This is a genomic window from Kistimonas asteriae (genome assembly GCF_018263925.1).
Taxonomy (GTDB): domain Bacteria; phylum Pseudomonadota; class Gammaproteobacteria; order Pseudomonadales; family Endozoicomonadaceae; genus Kistimonas; species Kistimonas asteriae.
Genome location: NZ_JAEVHF010000008.1, coordinates 46,760 through 68,687, shown reverse-complemented (window position 1 = coordinate 68,687; position 21,928 = coordinate 46,760). Strand labels below are relative to the sequence as shown.

Genomic DNA, 21,928 nt, shown 5'->3' with positions numbered 1-21,928 from the left:
TAAGAGAGTTTCCGATCCTCAAACCGGGCGGAATGCCCGGTTTCCTCCTGTTCGGCACACCCGGTGCGTCAGGCCGATTCGTTATGCATATCAATGACCGCATTTTCCCGCGCGTCGCGGTCTCGCTTGGCACTGTCACTCCGCTGCATGGCCAGTTGATTCAGATAGACTTCATCAATATGGCCCGTGAGGTATTTGCCATCAAAAACCGAGCAATCAAATGCAGTCAGATCCGGGTTACCCGCCCGAACCGCCTCAATCAGATCATTGAGTTCCTGATAAATCAACCAGTCAGCCCCAATCTGCTGGCAAACTTCGCCATCACTCTGGCCATGAGCAATCAGTTCGCTGGCAGTCGGCATGTCGATTCCGTAGACATTGGGAAAACGTACGGCTGGCGCGGCAGAGCAGAAATACACGTTCTTCGCCCCCGCATCGCGCGCCATCTCGATGATCTGCTTACAGGTAGTGCCTCGCACAATAGAGTCGTCGACCAGCAGGACATTCTTGCCCTTGAACTCCAGATCGATGGCATTGAGCTTCTGGCGAACCGATCTCTTGCGCTGGGTCTGCCCCGGCATGATGAAGGTCCGGCCAATGTAGCGATTCTTGACGAAACCTTCGCGATAGCTGACGCCAAGGCGCGTAGCCAGCTCCAGTGCGGCAGTTCGACTGGTATCCGGAATCGGCATAACCACATCGATATCATGATCCGGGCACTCTAACAGGATCTTGTCGGCGAGCTTCTGCCCCATGCGAATACGGGACTTATAGACAGACACTTTATCCAGAATCGAGTCAGGACGGGCAAAATAGACGTACTCAAAAATACACGGCGTGCAGGTGGCTTCTGATGCACACTGGCGTGTATGCAGCTGGCGATTCTGATCAATATAAACCGCTTCACCAGGCCGAACATCGCGCACCAGCTTGAAGCCCAGAACATCCAGCGCCACGGATTCAGACGCAATCATGTACTCTTTGCCATCGGCCGTATCCCGCTCACCAAATACCAGAGGACGAATACCGTTGGGATCACGAAAACCGACCACACCATAACCATTGATCACGGAGACAACAGAATAGCCCCCTTCACAACGATCATATACCTGCTCAACCGCCGTAAAAATATCGTCCGGTGTCGCTGACAGCTTACCCTGTCGCTGCAATTCATGAGCAAACACATTCAGGAGGATTTCGGAGTCGGAGCTGGTGTTGATATGGCGGAGTTCGGTGCGGAAGAGGTGATCCTTAATGGCATCGGCATTGGTGAGATTACCGTTGTGGGCCAACGCAATGCCATAGGGCGAGTTGACATAAAACGGCTGCGCCTCGGCCGAACTGGACGAGCCCGCCGTTGGGTATCGGACATGGCCGATACCGGTGTTCCCCTCCAGCAATTTCATATGCCGGGTTCGAAAGACATCCTTGACCAGCCCGTTATCCTTACGCATGAAGAACCGTCCTTCATGACAGGTCACGATGCCGGCAGCATCCTGCCCCCGGTGCTGAAGCACCGTCAGCGCATCAAACAGCGCCTGATTGACATGGCTGGAGGCCGAGATTCCGACAATACCGCACATTCAGATTTCCTCATCACTTGCAAACAATGACTAACAACCCGTATGCAGGACGCCGGTGATCAACGACTGTTGACCACCGGCGCCATCCAATCAAATACCATTGATTTCGACCATTCAGCCACCAGTTCAAAATGGGGAACCAGTACTGAGTCACGCCACCACGCATCCTGTTGGACTGGCAGATAGGACGCCATCCCGACTAGGACAACCACCAGCAAACCACCGCGCAGTGCGCCAAATACCATACCCAGGGAGCGGTCAGTACCGGTCAAGCCGGAAAATTCCACCAGCTTGCCAATCAGGGTATTGATAATACCGCCCGTGATCAGGGTCAAAATGAAGAGAATGGCGGCAGCAGCAATGACGCGTAGCGAGGGCGTTTCAATATAATTAGCAAATAGAAGCGACAGGGAACCACTGAACAGCCAGGCAATAATGACCGCGGCAATCCAGGTTAACAGTGACAACACTTCCCTGAAAAAACCCCGACGAAGGCTGATCAAGCTGGAAATGACCGCAATCCCTACAATAACCCAGTCAACCCAGGTAAACGCCATAACAAAGATCCTGTCGGGCAATAGCACTGCATCGGTCACCAGGCCCTGAGGTGACCAATCGCTGAAAGAGTGTGAATTACACTACAGGGTGGATGATTCACCCTGTACCGCATGGCAAGGGATTCTAACAAAGAGACTGTGGTGAATATAGAGAGTCTGTCCGCGATAAGCCCTTATAGAGCGATCACGGACGATACCTGACGACCAGTCCTTCCAGTTCATATCCCTTATCGAGTTCCGCCAGCAGGGTTTCCGCCTTATTGCGAACCAGTTCAGGGCCGACATAGACTCGTACCACGGATTGCCCGTCAGACAAGGTCACCGTGCGTTGATAGGCACGGTAGCCGTCCTTCCGCAGCCGATCTCTCAGAGCTACTGCGTTTTCTTTTTGAACAAAAGCGGCCAGCTGTAATGTCCAGCTGACAGGAATAAGATCAGCGCTCAATTCAGGTACAGCGTTATCTTTCGCCGCCAGTTCTTGATCATCCACCGGCTCTGCTGGCAGCTCTGGCATAGGCCGGTCGATATCCGCGACGTAGACCGGAACGTCCGGCACTGGCAATGGCGGCGCTATCTGGGCAGCTTCTTCATCCCGGAATACAGTGTCATCAAACAGCAGCGGATAGAGCAACAGACCTGCCGCGACCAGCACCGCTGCCCCAGTGATACGTTGTTTCTTAGCCAGTTCCATGGTTGCTGCCAGCCTCATTGAGCAAACCCGGCCATTGTAACCGGTTTATTGCAGAAAATTGGAGTCCGTCATTCATACTACGGCTGACATTCTCCATCCTGCAGGTGCTGAAGGCTTTCCGAAACCGTATAAAACGAACCAAAAACCACAACCGTATTGGTTTCATCACCGACTTCAAGCGCCGCATCTAAGGCATCGGCCACACTGTCATGACATTGAACCCGCTGCCCTCGACTGATCAAGTGATCCGCCAGCGTCTCTGCGGGCAGTGCCCGAGGCCCATAACTGACTGCCGCAACGTGCCATTCGGTAAAAACGTCATCAAATCCATTCACAACGCTGCCAAAATCCTTGTCACCCAGCATGGCCAAAACGGCCGTCAGACGCCGTTTCGGCAACAACGCCCTCAAACGCTCTGCCAGATAATGTGCTGCTTGAGCGTTATGCGCGACATCCAGAACCACTGTAACTTCTCTGCCATCCTGACGGACAACCTGAAGCTTCTGCATACGGCCTGCAACAGATACCCTGGTTAACCCCGCATTCATGGCAGCCACGGAAATCTCGTAAGGCAACAACTGAATAGCTTCAAGGGCGCAGGCCACACTGGTCAGCGGCAACTCTGGCTCAACCAGACCCGACAGAGTGACCCGCTCTCCCTCAGCCCCCATTCCCCGGAAGATCAACCCTTTGCGACTGCGTTCAATAGCAAAATCTTTTTCCCGAAAATAAGGCTGCGCATCAATACTCTCAATCGCTGAGACCAGGCTTTCAGGTACCGGAATATCACCAAACAATGCCGGCTTTTGTCTCCGGTAAACACCAGCTTTCTCTGCAGCAATAGACTCTATGTCATTGCCCAACCACTGCTGATGATCCAATGCAACGGTGGTAACAATCGCAACATCGGGTTCAATGATATTGACGGCATCCAGCCTGCCACCCAACCCGACCTCCAGCAAAATGACATCCAGTGCACTTTTGCTAAAAATCACCAGCGCAGCCAGCGTCGCGAATTCGAAGTAGGTCAGAAACGTATCACCCTGTGCCGTATTGACCTGCTCAAAAGCTTCGCAGAGTTGCTGATCGGAAACCATCTCCCCTTTGATACGAACCCTTTCATTGAAGCGCAACAGGTGAGGCGACGTGTAGGCGCCAACAGACAACCCCGACTCGCTCAACATCGCATCCAGCAAGGCCACCGTACTCCCCTTGCCATTCGTACCTGCAACGGTGATCACCGTAGGTGCCAGTTTTTCGGGCAATAATCGCTGGGCCACGTCACCAATACGGTCAAGCCCCAGCACCATATCGTGCTCAGGCCGTTGTGCCTCCAACCATGACAACCAGTCAGCAAGCGAAATAAATGTCATAAGGTAGTCCAGTACTAAAAAACCTAATGAAAGAGAGGCAGGGAAATCATCAGTCGGGCGGGCAGAGCCTGTGGCGAAAGACGCCACAGGCCAATCAATCAGCTATCGAATGCAGCATCCTTTTCTGGATCAGGGTCTGCAGCAACAACCATCTCACCCGACTGGTGACGCATCATACGCGATAACATCCGGGCAATGGTGGCTTTCATGTCATGACGGTGCACGATTTTATCGATCGCACCGTGCTCCAACAAGAATTCACTGCGCTGAAACCCTTCAGGCAACTTCTCTCGAACCGTCTGTTCAATCACCCGGGGGCCGGCAAATCCCACCAGCGCCTTGGGTTCCGCCAGGTTAATATCCCCCAACATGGCAAGACTGGCGGATACCCCACCATAAACGGGGTCAGTCAGCACAGAAATAAAGGGGATGCCAGCCTGCTTCATACGCTCCAGCACGGCACTGGTTCTCGCCATCTGCATCAGAGAGAACAAAGCCTCCTGCATCCGGGCACCACCACTGGCGGAAAAACAGACCAACGGGATATTGTGTTCCAGACAATATTCGCCTGCTCTGACGAATTTTTCCCCTACAACAGCGCCCATGGAGCCGCCCATAAAGGCAAATTCAAACGCAACAGCAACCACCGGGACTTCATTAACTGCGCCCCTGAAGCAGATAGCAGCGTCTTTTTCACCCGTCGCCTTTTGAGCCTGGACAAGACGATCCTTGTATTTTTTGCTGTCCCGAAATTTTAACCGGTCTTCCGGCTCCAGCTCGGCGAACATTTCCAGGCGATCCTCAGACTCATCCAGGAAACGCTCCAGACGCACCCGCGCAGAAATGCGCATGTGATGGTCACATTTCGGGCACACATCCTGATTGCGCTCAAATTCAGGACGATAAAGAATCGCATCGCATTTGACGCACTTCTTCCACAACCCTTCAGGCACATTACTTTTTCCCGTCTTTTTTGCATCCATACGGGAGAGAGATGGAATCAACTTGTCTAGCCAGTTGCTCATAGACCTTTCCTGTAAGCCCGTGCCTGTCCCTCGCTGTTCGGCAGGTATAAATACCGGCCGAACAGCGAACACAGATTAGCAGGCATCCATTCTACTGCGCATTTCCGCCAGCTGCTGTTTCACGGCTTGACTGCCCAAGGCCGGCGTTGCTTCTGCAGCAAGTGTTTTAACCAGCGCGGTACCGACGATCACGCCGTCAGCCACCTGACTGATGGCCGCTGCCGTATCACCATTATGAATACCGAAACCCACACACACAGGGAGTTGTGTGATTGTCTTAATCTGCGCAACCCGCTCACGGACACCGTCCACATCCAGCGTCGCTGCACCGGTCACCCCCTTCAGAGAGACGTAGTAGACATACCCACTGGCCGCCTCACAGATACGACGAACACGGTCATCAGGCGTCGTTGGTGCGAGCAGATAAATCGCATCCAGCTCATAACGCCCTAACGCTTTCAGCAGTTCGGCAGAGTGCTCCGGTGGACTATCCACCACCAGCAGGCCGTCAACACCCGCCTCGGCTGCGGTCTGGGCAAACTGCTCATACCCCATGATCTCGACCGGGTTAAGGTATGTCATCAATGCGATTGGCGTATCATTATCGGTTTTACGAAACTCGGAAACCATTGCCAGAACGTCAGCAAGTGTAACGCCCTGTGACACACCGCGCTGATGGGCAGCCTGAATGACCGGTCCATCCGCACCCGGGTCAGAAAACGGTACACCCAACTCAATGACATCAACCCCTGCCGCCACCATTTCCAGCATCAAATTGACGGTATAGTCTTTTTGCGGATAGCCAGCGGTAATATAGGGGATCAGCGCCTTGCGCCCCTCCGCTTCAAGACGGGCAAAACATCCCTTGATACGACTCATAATCACTGCCCCCTTCTTACAGCTCGATGCCGTCAATTTCAGCAACGGTATGGATATCCTTGTCCCCACGTCCGGACAGGTTCACGATAATGCTCTGCTCCGGCGACATCGTTGGCGCCAGCTTTTTCACCCAGGCCAGTGCATGACTGCTCTCCAGGGCGGGCATGATGCCTTCATACTGGGTCAAGTCACGGAATGCCGAGAGGGCTTCATCATCATTAACGTGAACATATTCTGCCCGCGCCGACTCCTTCAACCAGGCATGCTCAGGGCCGACACCAGGATAGTCCAGCCCGGCAGAGACTGAATGGCTTTCGATAATCTGGCCTGCATCATCTGACATGATATAGGTTCGATTACCATGCAAAACACCCCGTCGCCCAGCGCTCAGACGGGCAGCATGCCGCCCGGATTCAATACCTTCGCCCCCGGCTTCCACCCCGTAAATTTTCACATCATCATCAATGAACGGATAGAAAAGCCCCATGGCGTTAGAACCACCGCCCACACAGGCCACCAGCGCATCGGGTAACCTGCCGGTCATCTCCAGATACTGCTTTCGCGCTTCGCGTCCAATCACACTCTGGAAGGTACGCACCATCTTGGGGTAAGGATGGGGGCCAACCACTGTACCCAAAAGATAGAACGTGTTGTCAATATTGGTGACCCAGTCACGCATGGCTTCGTTGATCGCATCTTTCAGGGTCTTGGCTCCCGCCTCGACCGGAACCACTTCGGCCCCCAGCAGTTTCATGCGATAAACATTGAGCGCCTGGCGCCGCACATCTTCAGCGCCCATATACACGACACATTCGAGCCCCAGTCGAGCCGCAACAGTCGCGGTTGCAACGCCATGCTGCCCGGCACCGGTTTCGGCGATAATGCGAGTTTTACCCATTCGCTTCGCCAGCAGCGCCTGACCAATGGCATGGTTGATCTTGTGAGCACCGGTATGGTTAAGGTCTTCACGCTTGAGATAGATCTGCGCGCCGCCAAGAAGACCCGACCATCGTTCAGCATGATACAGCGGTGAAGGACGCCCGACATAATGGGCAAAATCCTTATCCATTTCTTCCAGGAACGCTGGATCCTTGATATAGGATTCAAAGGCCTCTTCCAGCTCCTGAACGGCAGGGATCAGGGTTTCGGGGGAAAAACGCCCACCAAAGGGGCCAAAATAGCCCCGCTGATCCGGCATGCTATAACGGGTTTTCTCAGTCTCCAGAGACATTATCTACCTCTCTCATGAATGCCCTGATAAGGGCTGCATCCTTAACGCCTTTTCCACACTCAACACCACTACTCACATCCACACACCAGGGTTTCACCTGGGTAATGGCTTCACCGATATTGTCAGGGCGCAATCCACCGGCCAGCATAACCGGGCAATTCAATCCTTCAGGGATCAGACCCCAATCACACAGCTCACCGGTTCCACCAAAGGCATCAGGATTATAACTGTCAACCAGAAAGGCGCTGGCGCCCGGCCAGGCATTACCGACAGCGGCATAATCCGCCCCCTGACGGAGACGAAGCGCTTTGATATAAGGTAATCCCCACTGCCGGCAGAATTCGTCCTTTTCATCACCATGAAACTGAATGGCATCAAGCGGAACGCGGGCCAGCACTTCATCCAGCCAGGCCGCTGTCGGGTTCACAAAAACACCGACAATAGCAACTTTTCCCTTCACTTCAGCGACAATATAACTAGCCTCTTCGGGTGTCACATAACGAGGACTAGGGGCATAGAACATCAGACCAATGGCATCTGCGCCGGCGTCTACCGCGACATTTGCCATTTCAACACTCCGCAAACCGCAGATTTTGACGCAAGAACGCCTCTTTCGCGTGGTGCAGGCCTGATAAGTTTCTGCGTCAAACAGCATGCCGGAACCTTGAGCAATTTTTATTACGGGTTTAACAACGGGGCGATAAAACCGGGCCCCAAAGCATCTTCCGGCAGATCAAACTCTGCCGGATAAATCACATTAACAAAATACAGGCCATACGGCGGCGCAGTCACCCCACCCATTCTTCTATCCCTGGCCTCAAGGACGTCTCTCGCCCAAATGGGTTCTCGCTTACCGCAACCAATAGCCATCAAGACGCCGGCAATATTACGCACCATATGGTGCAGGAACGCATTGGCCTGAATATCAATGACCAACACATCACCAAAGCGTTTAACACTGAGGTGGGTAATTTTCCGTACCGGATTTTTGGCCTGACACTGCACGGCACGATAGGACGTGAAGTCATGCTCACCAATCAGGAACCGAGCCGCCTCGGCCATCCGCTGCTCATCCAGAGGACGGTAATTCCAAGTCACGCCCCTGGGCAATATCGCCGGCCTGACCGGAGTATTGTATATCACGTAACGATAGCGTCTGGCCAGCGCAGAAAAACGAGCATGAAAATCATGGCTCACAGGGCGTACCCAGCGCAGGGCAATACTGTCCGGCAAATGGGTATTAGCGCCGAAAACCCAGCTACGCTCTACCCGATCGGCGGGCGAATCAAAATGGATAATCTGCCGACAACCATGCACGCCCGCGTCGGTTCTTCCGGCACAAACAACTGAAACAGGGTGGTTTGCGACAGAGCTCAACGCCGCTTCAACATGCTGCTGGACCGTCGGAAGTCCTGATTTGAGCGATTGCCAGCCATGATATCCGGCGCCGTCATATTCCACACAGACCGCGTAACGCTGGCCGTCATTCATCACGTCCAAAACATATCTCATCAAGAGGTTTATGAGGCAAGACTGAGGCGATTGCCCGTAAAAAGCCCGCACAAAAAAAGGCTGGTAATCATACCAGCCTTTTTTTGTAACCGAGAGTGTGAATCAAGAATCAGAGTTTTTTCAACAAACTGTCCGCTTCCTGCTTCTGAGCATCATCACCCTCACGAGCGACCTCTTCCAAGATATCCCTGGCGCCATCCTGATCTCCCATCTCAATATAAGCCCTGGCCAGATCAAGCTTGGTGGCGGTTTCATCGGTTTCTTCAAGGAACTCGAGATCTTCATCCAGCTCAGTCGCTTCCTCACTCACACCGACTTCTCCAGAACTACCCATCTCAGACAAAGGTTCGGAGAGGTCCATCGAATCAAGATCCAGAGACTCAAGGTCAGTATCTTCGCTGCTCTCAACAGCCTCCGGCTGCAGAGCCCCATCAAGATCAGCCTCACCAAGCCCTTCAGAGAGATCAGACAGGTCGGTATCCAGAGAGGCCATTTCAGCATCAAGATCAAATTCAGACTCATCGAGCTCGAGCTCAATCTCATCCGATACCGCATTCCCCTCACTGGAGGACGCTTCCAGGCTTTCACCCAGATCGTCATTCAGTTCAAGGTCAAGATCGCCCAGATCGAATGATTCATCGTCGGATTGCTCGTCTTGAGACGCTTCAGTTTCTGCCGTTTCAAGCTCGTCATTAAGCTCCAGATCCTCAAGCTCGACAATACCCTCATCTTCAACCAGCGACGGCGTCTCCTCTACGGAAGCGTCGAGCTGAAACTCATCAGCATCCAAATCAAGGGATAAATCGTCGAGGGACTCAGCGTCAGGCAACGCCTCTGGCGCTGACGATTCAGAATCCTCAGCGTCATCCAACTCAAGATCCAGAGCAATATCATCCAGATCTTCAGCGTCAGACATATCGAGCGTTGCAATGTCGTCCGTATCACCCAGTGACAAATCATCCGTCAATTCACTGACTTCTGACACCGCTTCATCATCGTCCAGGCTTAGACTTATGTCATCAAGATCAGCCATTTCGTCTGATCCGCCTTCAGAAACCGCATCACTGCTGGCATCTTCAAGGCCAAGGTCAAGCTCCAGATCATCCAGCCCATCAATAGACAGATCGTCGTCTTCAAGCTTGCCAGTATCAAGCGATGTCTCAACATCGACACTGTCATCAATACTTAAGTCGTCCTCCAGCGCCAGATCCAGAGCGTCGGCAGATGCGAGATCGGATGACGCCTCCTCCACAACAGAGTCCAGACTGGCATCCAGATCAATATCGGTACTGGTCAGCTCATCGGTTAAAGCCTCCAGCTCATTCAAGACATCTTCAGGCTCGAAATCTGCCAGCGTTGTATTGGCAAACTGCGACTTCAGAGCCTCAACCTTTGCCTGCGTAGCCTCATCCACATCGCCTAACGCGTTCAGTTGCTCCCTGAAGCCATCCAGGTCATCCATACCCGCCTGGACTTCCATCAGTTTCAGGCGATAGCTGGCATTGCCCGGCTCAGTCTCAACGGCTTTAGTGAGTATTTCTGCAGCCTGCTGAAAACGCCCATAGTCCGCATAGACATCGGCTTCAGCCATCACACTGCCTGCGGCTGTCGATGCAACCTGTTGATCCAGCAGGTCCTGGTCGATTTCCAGGTCTGCATCCAACTCCAATGGCTGTATGCCTGCACCACCGGCAGCTTTTGTTGATGCAACAGCGGGGCTTAACCCAGTACCGAGGTCAATCTGCTCGTTTCCTGCAGGAGAAAACGCCTCTTGATCATTCAGGGAATCCTGGAACACATCTTCGGCCTGCGCCCGTCGTCGAGCAACAAACATCAGACCCGCCACGATAAACAGAACCCCTCCCCCAGCGATCCCCATGTATAACGGGCTATCAAGAAACTCATCGATGAAGGATTTTTCAGGTTTAGCCTTTGTGTCATTGGCTATCTTGTCAGGCTTTTCCGAAGGTTTATTGTCAGAGGGATTCTGCTGTCCCTGACGCTTCCCAGCATCCGCCATCGGCTGCTGAGTTTCGCCAGACTCTGCGTCATTCTGGTAATTGTAATCAATTTCGCCATTTGCGGGAGGCGGCAAGGTCGTCGGCGGATCAGCCTGAGCAATATCCCGAGGCGGCTCCGGTGGGGTAAGGGTTTCACCCGCATCCTGCTGCCCCATACCCTGTATGACTGTCAGCTCATCATTTTTAAGCGCAATGAGTTTTTCCAGCGTCCCCAGTTGCTCTGTCAATGCATCTAGCTTATCCCTGAGTTCTGCATTCTCACGGGTCAGCAGATCAATCCGCTCGGAGCTTAATGCCAATTCATCTTCCAAGGCTCTAACACGGGCAGAATCTCCACTGCCTCCGCCCTGGTCAGCCCCGTTACCACGTCCACCATCACCGGAAGAGACAACTGTCAACCGGCCATCGTCCTGGCGCTTTCCGGGTTCATCATCGACTGAAGAGCGACGGGTAGCATCCAACTGTCTGACGCTGCCTTTCCAACTGGAATTCTGTTTAGCGACTCCGGCAATGGAACCCGCTTCGCTGAAGTCTCTCAGCATGACGCGATCAGGAATACGCAACACACTGCCCTGCTTGAGCATGTTGATATTGCCATTGATGAAGGCGCCCGGGTTTTCTGCCTGAATAGCCAGCATCATCTGCTGTGGCGACACCGATCGATCCGGACGGAACCGCAAGGCAATATCCCAAAGTGTTTCGTCCTTTTTAACTTTATGGGAGCCTGTCGGCGTCCTGGAAGGGGATCGGGATGAGTCAGGTGTCGAGCGGATGGGCGCAACGGCATCAGGAATACGCTGATAACGGTTGGCACTGCCTCCCTGATACATTGGTTTACGCGCAACCTCTTCAGCGACACTCGCACTGAACGAAGGCGGATCCAGCAGCAAGGTATATTCCCGCAACAGACGTCCACTGGGCCAGTGGACTTCAACCAGAAAATTCAGGAAAGGTTCAACCACCGGCTTGCGGCTGGTGAGACGGACAGTCGTTCTGCCGTCATCATGGACGACCGTTTCAAATTTGAGATCGGATAAGAAAAATGGCCGTTCCACCCCCGCACGTTTGAAATCGTCCCGTGTCGCCAGGTTCGGCAATATTTCAGTATTGGACAGCTCCCTGACCTGAACCAGCTCTATTTCAGCATCAAGCGGCTGATTAAGATACGAGTTAATCGTAATCTCTCCTAGCCCGAGCCCGAGTGCAGGACCCGCAGATATCGCCCCAGTGGCAGCCATGGCCACTATCAGCTTGCGTAGCATGATCCCCTATCCCTTGATTATTATTGTCGCTCGACCTGGCAATCCGATATCACGGTTGAGACCGGTAAAACCTGCAAAGCCACATGATTCTGATCATTATGCCCCGGTCATGCCGAGGCTTCTCTTTTATTCTCAATAACTTATCATTCTGCGAAGGATTTTATCAATAGCTCTGCGATCTGAATGCTATTGAGTGCAGCACCTTTTCGTACATTATCTGACACAATCCACAGATTCAGCCCCCGCTCACAGGAGATATCTTCACGGATTCGACCGACAAAGACCTCATCCTGACCGGAGCAATCGCCCACAGGGGTCGGATAACCACCCGCCACCGGCTCATCCATGATCGTGACACCTGGCGACTTTTCCAGCAACCCACGCGCATCTGAAACCGTGAGCCGCGCTTCCGTCTCGATACTCACCGACTCAGAATGCCCATAAAAAACCGGCACCCGGACACAGGTAGGATTCACCTGAATTGTGTCATCGCCCAATATCTTTCGGGTCTCCCACACCATCTTCATCTCTTCCCGGGTATAGCCGTTCTCTTCAAAGCGATCGATATGCGGAATCACATTAAATGCGATCTGCTTGCTAAAAACATCGGCTTCAACCGGCTTGGCGTTAAGTAAACGGGCTGTCTGGTCTGCCAGCGCCTTCACGCCCTTCATGCCAGCACCACTGACAGCCTGATAGGTGGAAACGGTTATCCGACGGATCGTCGCCGCATCATGCAAGGGTTTGAGGGCCACCAACATCTGGATCGTTGAACAATTGGGATTGGCAATGATGTTATGGTTACGGTAGGACGTAATCGCCTCAGGATTCACCTCCGGCACAACCAGAGGAATATCGTCCTGGTAGCGAAAATGTGAGGTGTTATCAATCACGACACAACCTGCGGCAGCGGCCTTGGGCGCATATTCCGCAGAGACCTCCCCCCCAGCAGAAAACAGCGCTATTCGTACCTGGGAAAAATCAAAATCCGCAAGATTTTCAACCCGATGGGCGCGATTGCGAAAGATCACGCTGCCACCTGCGGAGCGCTCACTGGCCAAGGGGTACAACTTGCCAATCGGGAACTCGCGTTCCTCCAGAATCGACAACATTGCCTCACCCACAGCACCGGTGGCACCGACTACAGCAATATCATAGGTTGAACTCATCAATTATCATCCAGCATTTACAACGAAATCAGTCACCTATATACCCCTTTTCAGGCCAACAAATCCAGCAATACTCTCGCCGAAGGCCCGCCTTCCGGTATAACGTCCCTGTTACACCCAGCGCTTTAACCTCACGATTCAAGCAGAATTCTCAGCATACGACGGAGTGGTTCAGCCGCCCCCCAAAGCAACTGGTCTCCTACCGTGAATGCGGACAGATACTCTAGCCCCATATTCATCTTGCGCAGACGACCCACCGGCACGGACAGTGAACCACTCACCACAGCAGGAGAGAGGCGCTGAATACTCTCTTCACGATGATTAGGCACCAGATCAACCCAGTCATTCGCCTGGGCGATCATGGACTCAATATCCGCCATTGGAATGTCTCGCTTTAACTTCAACGTCAGCGCCTGAGAATGACACCGCATGGCGCCGACACGTACGCAGATACCGTCCAGTGGAATAGCCTGCTCCAGCCCCAGGATTTTGTTGGTTTCCGCCTGCGCCTTCCACTCCTCCCGGCTCTGGCCGTTTTCCAGCTCCCGATCAATATAGGGAATCAGACAGCCCGCCAGTGGCACACCAAACTCAGAAACGGGAAACGCCTCTGAACGGATAACATCAGCCACTTTTCGATCAATATCCAAAATGGCGGCAGCAGGATCCTGTAATTCTGACGCTACAGCATCCCTGATCACACCCATCTGACTGATCAGCTCACGCATATTGCGCGCACCGGCACCACTGGCCGCCTGATAGGTCATGGCACTGGCCCACTCCACCAGCCCTTCGCGGAAAAGACCGCCCAGCGCCATCAACATCAGGCTAACCGTGCAATTACCACCCACAAAGGTTTTAACGCCCTGCGCCAGCCCCTGCCTGATCACGCTGTCATTGACCGGATCCAGCACAATGATGCTGTCATCGACCATTCGCAGTTTGGACGCGGCATCTATCCAGTATCCCGCCCAACCGGACGCCCTGAGCCCCGGATAGACATCACCGGTATAATCGCCCCCCTGACAGGAGATGATGACATCCATCTGCGCCAGCGCCTGCAGATCCCGGGCATCAGCCAGGTCGGGCACCTCACGACCGATATCCGGTCCCGGCTGCCCTTTCTGGGATGTGGTAAAAAAGGTGGGTTCTACCAGGGCAAAATCATTTTCTTTGAGCATCCGCTGCATGAGTACGGATCCCACCATACCCCGCCAACCCACCAGACCAAGCTTGATCATGCAATAAACTCCCCGCTCCTCTTGTTATTTATATGGCTGCCGCCACCGCATCGCCCATGGCCTGGGTTGAGACCTTCTGCAGCCCCTCCGACCAGATATCTGCTGTACGTAACCCCTCATCCAGCACCTTGCTGACCGCTTGCTCAATCACATCGGCGACCTCCGCTTCAGCAAAGGAATAACGCAACAACATGGCCAGCGAGAGAATGGTGGCCAGCGGGTTGGCAACCCCCTGCCCCGCAATATCCGGTGCTGAACCGTGTACAGGTTCATACAATCCTTTATTGTGAGCATCCAGTGAGGCCGAAGGCAGCATGCCGATAGAACCGGTCAGCATGGCAGCACAGTCAGACAAAATATCACCAAACATATTGCCGGTTACCATGACATCAAACTGCCTTGGCGCGCGCACCAGCTGCATGGCCGCATTGTCGACATACATGTGTTCCAGCTCAATCTTCGGGTATTCCTTACCAATCTCTTCCATAATTTCGCGCCAGAGCACGGTAACTTCGAGTACATTGGACTTGTCAACGGAGCAAACACGACCGCCACGTTTACGCGCTGCCTCAAAGGCGACCCGGCCTATGCGACGAATTTCGGATTCACTGTAGACATAGGTGTTGTATCCCTGGCGCTCACCATTGTCGAGTGTGCGAATGCCACGGGGTTCCCCAAAATAGATACCGCCAGTCAACTCGCGGACAATAAGAATATCCAGATCACTGACCACTTCCGGCTTCAACGTCGAAGCCGACGCCAGCTGCGGATAGAGAATCGCCGGGCGAAGATTGGCGAAAAGATTCAGGCTTGAGCGCAAGCCGAGCAAACCTTTCTCAGGACGCTTTGACGTTTCCAGGTGATCCCATTTCGGACCACCTACCGCGCCCATCAACAACGCATCGGCCGACATGGCCTTGTCGAGCGTTTCCGCCGGGAGCGGGTTACCGGTGGCATCAATGGCCGCGCCGCCTAGCAATGCCTCATCAACGGAAACGGCCAGATTGAATGTGTCTTTTACCTTGTCCAACACCTTCAGCGCTTCGGCAACGATTTCCGGACCAATGCCATCACCAGGCAACACCAGCAACTTTTTCATTTTTCTACTTACTCCTGAAACATAATCACTGTTGTACAACGATTAGCGGGCAATGGTATTGAACAACCAGGGGAAACGCGCCTGGTGACGCTGTTCAAATTGCCGGATTGAATCGGACTGCGCCAGCGTCAACCCAATCTCATCCAACCCTTTCAACAGGCAATCCTTACGAAAGGCATCGATTCCGAACTCAACCTCACGGCCGCCGGGGCGCACAATCACTTCTCGCTCAAGATCAATGGTCAGCGAATAACCATCCTGCCCAGCCGTTTCACGGAACAACTCATCAACAACATCTTCAAGCAAAACAATAGGTAACAAGCCATTCTTGAAGCAATTATTATAGAAAATATCCGCAAAACTCGGTGCGATGACACAACGAAAACCATAATCATCTAACGCCCAGGGCGCATGTTCACGGGATGAACCGCAACCGAAGTTATGTCGACTCAGCAGAATCGACGCATTGCTGTAACGGGTTTGATTGAGCACAAAATCAGGATTCAGTGGACGACCGCTGCAATCCTGATCCGGTTGCCCTTCATCGAGATAGCGCAATTCATCAAACAGGTTTTTCCCAAACCCTGAGCGTCGGATCGATTTCAGGAACTGCTTGGGAATGATCATATCCGTATCAACATTGGCACGATCCATTGGCGCAACGATACCGGTATGCACGGTGAATGCTTTCATGATGCACGCTCCATCAATTCCCGGACATCAACAAAATGTCCCGTAACCGCTGCCGCTGCCGCCATGGCCGGACTGACCAGGTGCGTCCGCCCACCAAACCCCTGACGCCCTTCGAAGTTACGGTTGGACGTGGAGGCACAGTGTTCACCCGATCCCAATTTGTCCGCATTCATGGCCAGACACATGGAACAACCCGGTTCACGCCACTCCATGCCGGCTTCAATGAAAATCTTATCCAGACCTTCCTGCTCCGCCTGCGCTTTCACCAGGCCCGAACCAGGAACCACCAGCGCCTGTTTCACCGACGACGCCACCTTGCGCCCTTCCACGACACGAGCCGCTTCGCGCAGATCTTCAATCCGGGAGTTCGTGCAGGAACCGATGAAGACTCGATCCGGGCGAATATCAGCGATATTCATACCAGCCTGAAGCCCCATGTAAGCGAGTGCACGGCGAATACTCTCTGCCCGCGCATCATCTTTCTCCTGATCAGGATCCGGCACAAAGCCGCTGACCGGCGCCACCATCTCGGGTGAAGTCCCCCAGGAGACCTGCGGTTCAATAGTCTCGCCGCGCAGAACCACGACATGATCAAACTCGGCATCAGCATCCGACACCAGTGTCCGCCACCAGTCGACGGCCGCTTCCCACTGACCGCCTTTCGGCGCGTAGGGGCGCTGCCTGACGTATTCGATCGTGGTGTCATCCACTGCCACCAGACCGACCCGGGCACCGGCTTCAATTGCCATATTGCAGATGGTCATCCGCCCTTCCATCGACAAGCTTTCAATGGCTGATCCGGCAAACTCAATGGCATACCCGGTTCCACCCGCTGTACCAATTTCGCCAATGATGGCCAGGATGACATCTTTGGCGGTCACCCCAGGCCCCAGTTCACCATCCACACGAACCAGCATGTTTTTCATTTTCTTGGTGACCAGGCATTGGGTGGCCAGCACATGTTCGACCTCGGACGTGCCGATACCGTGTGCCAGCGCTGCAAAGGCGCCGTGGGTAGCCGTATGGGAGTCGCCACAGACCAGGGTCATGCCAGGCAGCGTCAGGCCCTGCTCAGGGCCGACAACATGCACAATCCCCTGCCGCCGATCCTGCATTTGGAATTCCAGAATACCAAACTCATCGCAGTTCTCATCCAGCGTCGCGACCTGGATACGGGACACCGGGTCCACGATTCCGTCGATACCCGCTTCCCGCTCCGAACGGGTCGTCGGCACGTTGTGATCAGGTGTCGCGACACTCGCATCCACCCGCCAGGGTTTACGGCCTGCCAGTCGCAGCCCCTCAAAGGCCTGTGGTGACGTGACTTCATGTAATAACTGACGATCGATATAAATCAGCGCGGAGCCATCATCCCGGGTTCTGACCAGATGATTGTTCCAAAGCTTGTCATAGAGCGTTTTGCCGGACACGTTTCAGTCTCCTTCACAGACTTACCCTAACCACTAACAGGCAGGGGTATTTTTGTTCTATTACCGGTCAAGATGTGGAATAGCCAGGATCAACGCAGGTGATTGTTATTGCCTTTGCCATCCCGCCACACATCTGAATGCCTTATGCTGGCAATGTATGGTATCGTCACACATAAAACAAATTCATATTTTTAATGTTTTGAATAACTATAAGGAATAGGAAAGTCTCCGTGGACAGCCAAAACCTCAGAGCATTTCTCGCGGTTGCCGAAAGCGGTTCCTTTTCCGCTGCCGCACTGGCGTTACACTTGACCCAACCTGCGGTCAGCAAGCGAATTGCCACACTGGAAGCGCAGCTCGACTGTAAACTGTTTGACCGAATCAGTCGACAGATTACGCTGACCGAAGCCGGTCAAACGTTACTGACCCGCGCCCGCGCCATCCTGAACGCCATTGACGACACCCGCAAGGCACTGGGTAACCTGTCCGACAAGGTTTCCGGCAGCCTGACCATGGCCACCAGCCACCACATCGGCCTGCACCGGTTACCGGCGGTATTGAAAACCTACAGCAAACGCTACCCGGATGTCCGACTCGATATTCGCTTTATTGATTCAGAACAGGCGTATACCGCCCTTAGCCAAGGTGAGATAGAACTGGGTATCATCACACTCCCCCCGGACAACCAGCCCCCCGTCATTGCGCGTCCGCTCTGGCTGGATCCGCTGGCCTTTGTCGTTGCCCCCGAACATCCGTTAACCCAGCAATCCCGTATTCAGCTGAAAGACCTGGGGCGATTCCAGGCAATTTTTCCGGATAACCGTACGTTTACCCATCATATTGTGAAGGAGCTGTTTGATCAGGCGGGGCTGACGCTGGATATTTCCATGTCGACCAATTATCTGGAAACCATCAAAATGATGGTATCTATCGGATTGGCGTGGAGTGTACTGCCTGAAACCATGCTGGATGAAACCATTGTTCGCCTTCCGGTAAAAGGCGCTGACCTTGCCCGGACACTGGGGGTCATTCATCACAGCGAGAGAACATTGTCGAATGCAGGACGCGCCATGCTGGCACTGCTGGAAGAGTTGGAACAGCCCTGACGGGAATGTCAGGGCTGTCTAATCGGTCAACGATTACTGTTCAAATGCGCAGGGATGCTTGCCAGTAATATTGGCATAGAAGGCTTTAATGGCCGCCATGTCGGCTTCGATGTCGCCGGTAGGCATGAAGGTCGGCCCAAAACCACCGACCTTGCGCTTGAAGTCGAGGAAGCCGGACGCTATCGGCACCTTGGCCCCGTGGGCGATATGGTAAAAACCCGTCTTCCACTTCCGGACCTTGGATCGGGTACCTTCCGGGGGAATCGCGATAATCAGTTCCCTGTTGCGGTTAAAGGCATCAATGGTCGCCTGCACCAGGTTGGTCGAACGGCTGCGATCCACCGGTATTCCCCCCAACCATTTCATGACCGGCCCCATCGGTCCGCGAAACAAAGACGCCTTCCCCATCCAGAACACTTTAATCCGAAATACAAATGCCATGGCAATCGTCAGGGGAAAATCCCAGTTACTGGTATGCGGCGCTGCTATCACCACATACTTCGGCGCATCCGGAAGCGATCCTTCCATTTTCCAGCCCGTCAGCCTCAGGCCTATTTTCGACACCTGTCGAAATAGCCAGTTAACAACCGGTGTGTCAAAAACAGTATGACGCATCATGATTCCCTGTATAACGGCGGCTTGTCATGCTCACCTTGATCAATGTTTTGTCCCCTTGTGCTCCTGCCAACAGGGAACAGTATGCTGCCACCACCCTTATATGGCTGGCAGCGGTAAGACGTAGCCATAGATGGCCAGAAAATGGCACACACAACCGCCCAGAACAAACAGATGCCAGATGGCATGATTAAACGGCACCCGTTTCCAGACGTAAAAAACAACCCCCAGGCTGTACACCAACCCACCACCGGTCAGTAACCAGATCCCCCCTGCAGGCAGGCGCTCCACCAGCTCCCCAATCGCCACCAGGGACAACCATCCCATCCCCAGGTAGGTCAACAGCGACAGTTTCCGGTAGCGGTGCCCAAAGACCAGCTTGAAAGCTAACCCCAGTCCAGCAAGACTCCAGACAACCGCCATCAACACGGTGCCGAAAGTCCCTTCCAGCGTCACCAGCAAAAACGGCGTGTAGGTACCGGCAATCAGCAAATATATGGCACAGTGGTCAAATAGTTTGAGCCATCGCTTCGCCCCCGGCGCCGGAATCGCATGATAGAGCGTCGATGCCAGGAACAGCAAAATCATGCTGCCACCATAGATGCTGAAACTGGTGACCCTGACCGCGTCATCCAACGCCACCGCCTCACTGACCAGCAATACCAGGGCGACAATACCAAACACCATACCCAACCCATGGGACAGACTGTTGGCGATTTCCTCCGCCACCGAATAGGGGCTTCGGACTGACTGACTCCCTGACATGCTTTCCTCCACTGAGTTTCGGGACAGCGCTTTATAACATGACTGTGTCACGAACTCAGTAAGATTTGCTGAATTTAACGGCTGTTTCCTGTCGATAGCCTATCCTTTTCTTTCGAAACGACGAACTCTCCCAACCTGCAAACTTGGTATAAACCCTTAATTACATGGCGACACCACTGGCTACAATCCGCGAATCAAATTCCACGGAACTGGCCATAAGCACCATGAACATCAAACCAGTCCTGTACGTCGCAGGGCTTTTTCTGATGGTACTGGGCATTCTGATGCTGATCCCGGCCCTACTCACCCTGTCAATGGGTGATATTGGCGCTGGCGCGTTCTTCGAGTCTGCCATCTATACCTTCCTGAGCGGCGGCCTGCTGGCCATGCTGATGCGATCACGGCACTTCAGTCTGGTCTCCCGGCAGATCTTCCTGCTGACCAACGTGAGCTGGATTCTGGTCAGTGCGTTTGCGGCCCTGCCGTTTGTCCTGGTTGAAGACATGTCCTACACGGATGCGTTCTTTGAAACCATGTCCGGCATCACGACTACAGGCTCAACGGTGATGAGCCATCTGACCACAGTCAACGGCGGCATCCTGCTCTGGCGCTCCATTCTGCAATGGCTGGGGGGGATTGGCTTTATTGTGATGGCGGTCGCCATCCTGCCATTTCTGAAAGTCGGTGGTATGCGCCTGTTCCAGAGCGAATCTTCGGACTGGTCAGAGAAAGCCCTGCCGCGCTCCGGCTCGATTGCCAAACGCATCGTCCTGGTTTACAGCATTATTACCATCCTCTGCATGGTGGGTTACCTGCTGTCCGGGATGAATCTGTTTGATGCCGCCAACCATGCCATGACCACGGTATCCACCGGTGGCTATTCCACCAGCGATGCCTCCATGGGGCATTTCAGCAACCCTTGGGTACACTGGAACGCGACACTGTTCATGATACTGGGCAGTCTGCCATTCGTACTCTTCGTGAGGTTTCTGCGAGGGGACCGGGCATCACTGCTTCGTGACAGCCAAGTGCAGGCGTTTATCGGCTTCCTGGTCATGATCTGGCTGTTATTCAGTGTATGGCTCTGGCTCAACTCCAGCTATGACTGGTTTGAGTCACTGACCCTGGTTGCGTTCAATACCACCTCCGTCGTTACTACCACAGGGTATGCGATGACGGACTACAGCCTCTGGGGGGGCTTCGCGATCAGCCTGTTCTTCTTCCTGACCTTCGTTGGCGGCTGCTCGGGCTCCACCGCAGGTGGTATCAAAATCTTCCGTTTCCAGATCGGATTCAAGCTGCTTCATATCCAGCTGAAACAGCTCAATCATCCGCGGGCTTTCCTTGTTCAGTCCTACAACGGTATTGAGATTACCAACGATATCCTCCGCTCCCTGGTGGCTTTCAGTTCGTTCTTTGGCCTGCTGGTTGCGTTGCTGACGATTGGCCTCAGCTTGCTGGGCTTGGATTTTGTCACCAGCTTGAGCGGCGCAGTCACTGCCATTGCCAATGTGGGCCCTGGCTTTGGCGATGTGATAGGCCCTGCTGGCAACTTCGCGACGCTGCCCGCCATGGCCAAATGGCTACTCTGTGTCGGCATGCTGATGGGACGCCTGGAAGTCATAACCGTATTGGTTATGTTCCTGCCCTCCTTCTGGCGTAACTGATGAACGGGA

At 53.7% G+C, this 21,928-nt stretch carries 19 protein-coding genes; 2 read left to right on the top strand and 17 right to left on the bottom strand.

The window, feature by feature from the left end; all coding sequences use genetic code 11:
• Positions 1-68: 68 nt before the first annotated feature.
• The 15 genes from purF to leuC all read right to left on the bottom strand — a co-directional run bounded on the left by purF (position 69) and on the right by leuC (position 17,766).
• A complete protein-coding gene (purF, locus tag KHS78_RS10730) occupies positions 69-1,583 on the bottom strand; it encodes an amidophosphoribosyltransferase (protein ID WP_211828263.1) in 1,515 nt (504 codons plus the stop codon).
• A gap of 59 nt (positions 1,584-1,642) precedes the next feature.
• Positions 1,643-2,140, bottom strand: coding sequence for a CvpA family protein (locus KHS78_RS10725; RefSeq protein ID WP_211828261.1), 498 nt, complete (start codon positions 2,138-2,140; stop codon positions 1,643-1,645).
• A gap of 184 nt (positions 2,141-2,324) precedes the next feature.
• Entirely contained in the window at positions 2,325-2,849 is a 525-nt protein-coding gene (locus KHS78_RS10720; protein WP_211828259.1) for an SPOR domain-containing protein, read from the bottom strand.
• Between the two features lie 59 nt (positions 2,850-2,908).
• A complete protein-coding gene (folC, locus tag KHS78_RS10715; RefSeq protein WP_211828257.1) occupies positions 2,909-4,204 on the bottom strand; it encodes a bifunctional tetrahydrofolate synthase/dihydrofolate synthase in 1,296 nt (431 codons plus the stop codon).
• A 98-nt stretch (positions 4,205-4,302) separates the two neighbouring features.
• Positions 4,303-5,229, bottom strand: coding sequence for an acetyl-CoA carboxylase, carboxyltransferase subunit beta (gene accD / locus KHS78_RS10710; RefSeq protein WP_211828255.1), 927 nt, complete (start codon positions 5,227-5,229; stop codon positions 4,303-4,305).
• A 75-nt stretch (positions 5,230-5,304) separates the two neighbouring features.
• A complete protein-coding gene (trpA, locus tag KHS78_RS10705; RefSeq protein WP_211828253.1) occupies positions 5,305-6,108 on the bottom strand; it encodes a tryptophan synthase subunit alpha in 804 nt (267 codons plus the stop codon).
• Positions 6,109-6,124: 16 nt separating this feature from the next.
• Positions 6,125-7,339, bottom strand: coding sequence for a tryptophan synthase subunit beta (trpB, locus tag KHS78_RS10700; protein ID WP_211828251.1), 1,215 nt, complete (start codon positions 7,337-7,339; stop codon positions 6,125-6,127).
• Positions 7,323-7,994 (bottom strand): phosphoribosylanthranilate isomerase, encoded by a 672-nt coding sequence (locus KHS78_RS10695; protein ID WP_211828249.1) that lies wholly within the window; start codon positions 7,992-7,994, stop codon positions 7,323-7,325. Before KHS78_RS10695 ends, trpB begins: the two co-directional genes overlap by 17 nt.
• Positions 7,995-8,017: 23 nt before the next feature.
• Complete coding sequence (gene truA, locus KHS78_RS10690; protein ID WP_246506360.1) at positions 8,018-8,830, bottom strand: tRNA pseudouridine(38-40) synthase TruA; 813 nt, start codon at positions 8,828-8,830, stop codon at positions 8,018-8,020.
• Between the two features lie 130 nt (positions 8,831-8,960).
• Positions 8,961-12,134 (bottom strand): FimV/HubP family polar landmark protein, encoded by a 3,174-nt coding sequence (locus KHS78_RS10685; protein WP_211828245.1) that lies wholly within the window; start codon positions 12,132-12,134, stop codon positions 8,961-8,963.
• Between the two features lie 143 nt (positions 12,135-12,277).
• On the bottom strand, positions 12,278-13,303 hold the full coding sequence (locus KHS78_RS10680; RefSeq protein ID WP_211828242.1) for an aspartate-semialdehyde dehydrogenase: 1,026 nt from the start codon (positions 13,301-13,303) through the stop codon (positions 12,278-12,280).
• Between the two features lie 131 nt (positions 13,304-13,434).
• Complete coding sequence (gene asd / locus KHS78_RS10675; RefSeq protein WP_211828234.1) at positions 13,435-14,544, bottom strand: aspartate-semialdehyde dehydrogenase; 1,110 nt, start codon at positions 14,542-14,544, stop codon at positions 13,435-13,437.
• A gap of 28 nt (positions 14,545-14,572) precedes the next feature.
• Entirely contained in the window at positions 14,573-15,643 is a 1,071-nt protein-coding gene (gene leuB, locus KHS78_RS10670; protein WP_211828232.1) for a 3-isopropylmalate dehydrogenase, read from the bottom strand.
• A gap of 42 nt (positions 15,644-15,685) precedes the next feature.
• On the bottom strand, positions 15,686-16,336 hold the full coding sequence (gene leuD / locus KHS78_RS10665) for a 3-isopropylmalate dehydratase small subunit (protein WP_211828230.1): 651 nt from the start codon (positions 16,334-16,336) through the stop codon (positions 15,686-15,688).
• Positions 16,333-17,766, bottom strand: coding sequence for a 3-isopropylmalate dehydratase large subunit (gene leuC, locus KHS78_RS10660; protein ID WP_211828228.1), 1,434 nt, complete (start codon positions 17,764-17,766; stop codon positions 16,333-16,335). The genes leuD and leuC overlap by 4 nt, the downstream gene beginning before the upstream one ends.
• Before the next feature lie 230 nt (positions 17,767-17,996).
• Between leuC and KHS78_RS10655 the strand changes: the two genes are divergently transcribed.
• A complete protein-coding gene (locus KHS78_RS10655) occupies positions 17,997-18,872 on the top strand; it encodes a LysR family transcriptional regulator (protein ID WP_211828227.1) in 876 nt (291 codons plus the stop codon).
• A 33-nt stretch (positions 18,873-18,905) separates the two neighbouring features.
• Here KHS78_RS10655 and KHS78_RS10650 read toward each other — a convergent pair whose 3' ends face one another.
• Positions 18,906-19,487, bottom strand: a complete 582-nt coding sequence (locus KHS78_RS10650) for a lysophospholipid acyltransferase family protein (RefSeq protein WP_211828225.1) — start codon at positions 19,485-19,487, stop codon at positions 18,906-18,908.
• Positions 19,488-19,586: 99 nt separating this feature from the next.
• The gene (gene trhA, locus KHS78_RS10645) at positions 19,587-20,252 is read right to left on the bottom strand and encodes a PAQR family membrane homeostasis protein TrhA (RefSeq protein WP_211828223.1); all 666 of its coding nucleotides are present in this window, start codon (positions 20,250-20,252) and stop codon (positions 19,587-19,589) included.
• A gap of 224 nt (positions 20,253-20,476) precedes the next feature.
• Here trhA and KHS78_RS10640 point away from each other — a divergent pair, with 224 nt between their 5' ends.
• A complete protein-coding gene (locus tag KHS78_RS10640; protein ID WP_211828221.1) occupies positions 20,477-21,919 on the top strand; it encodes a TrkH family potassium uptake protein in 1,443 nt (480 codons plus the stop codon).
• Positions 21,920-21,928: the final 9 nt, after the last annotated feature.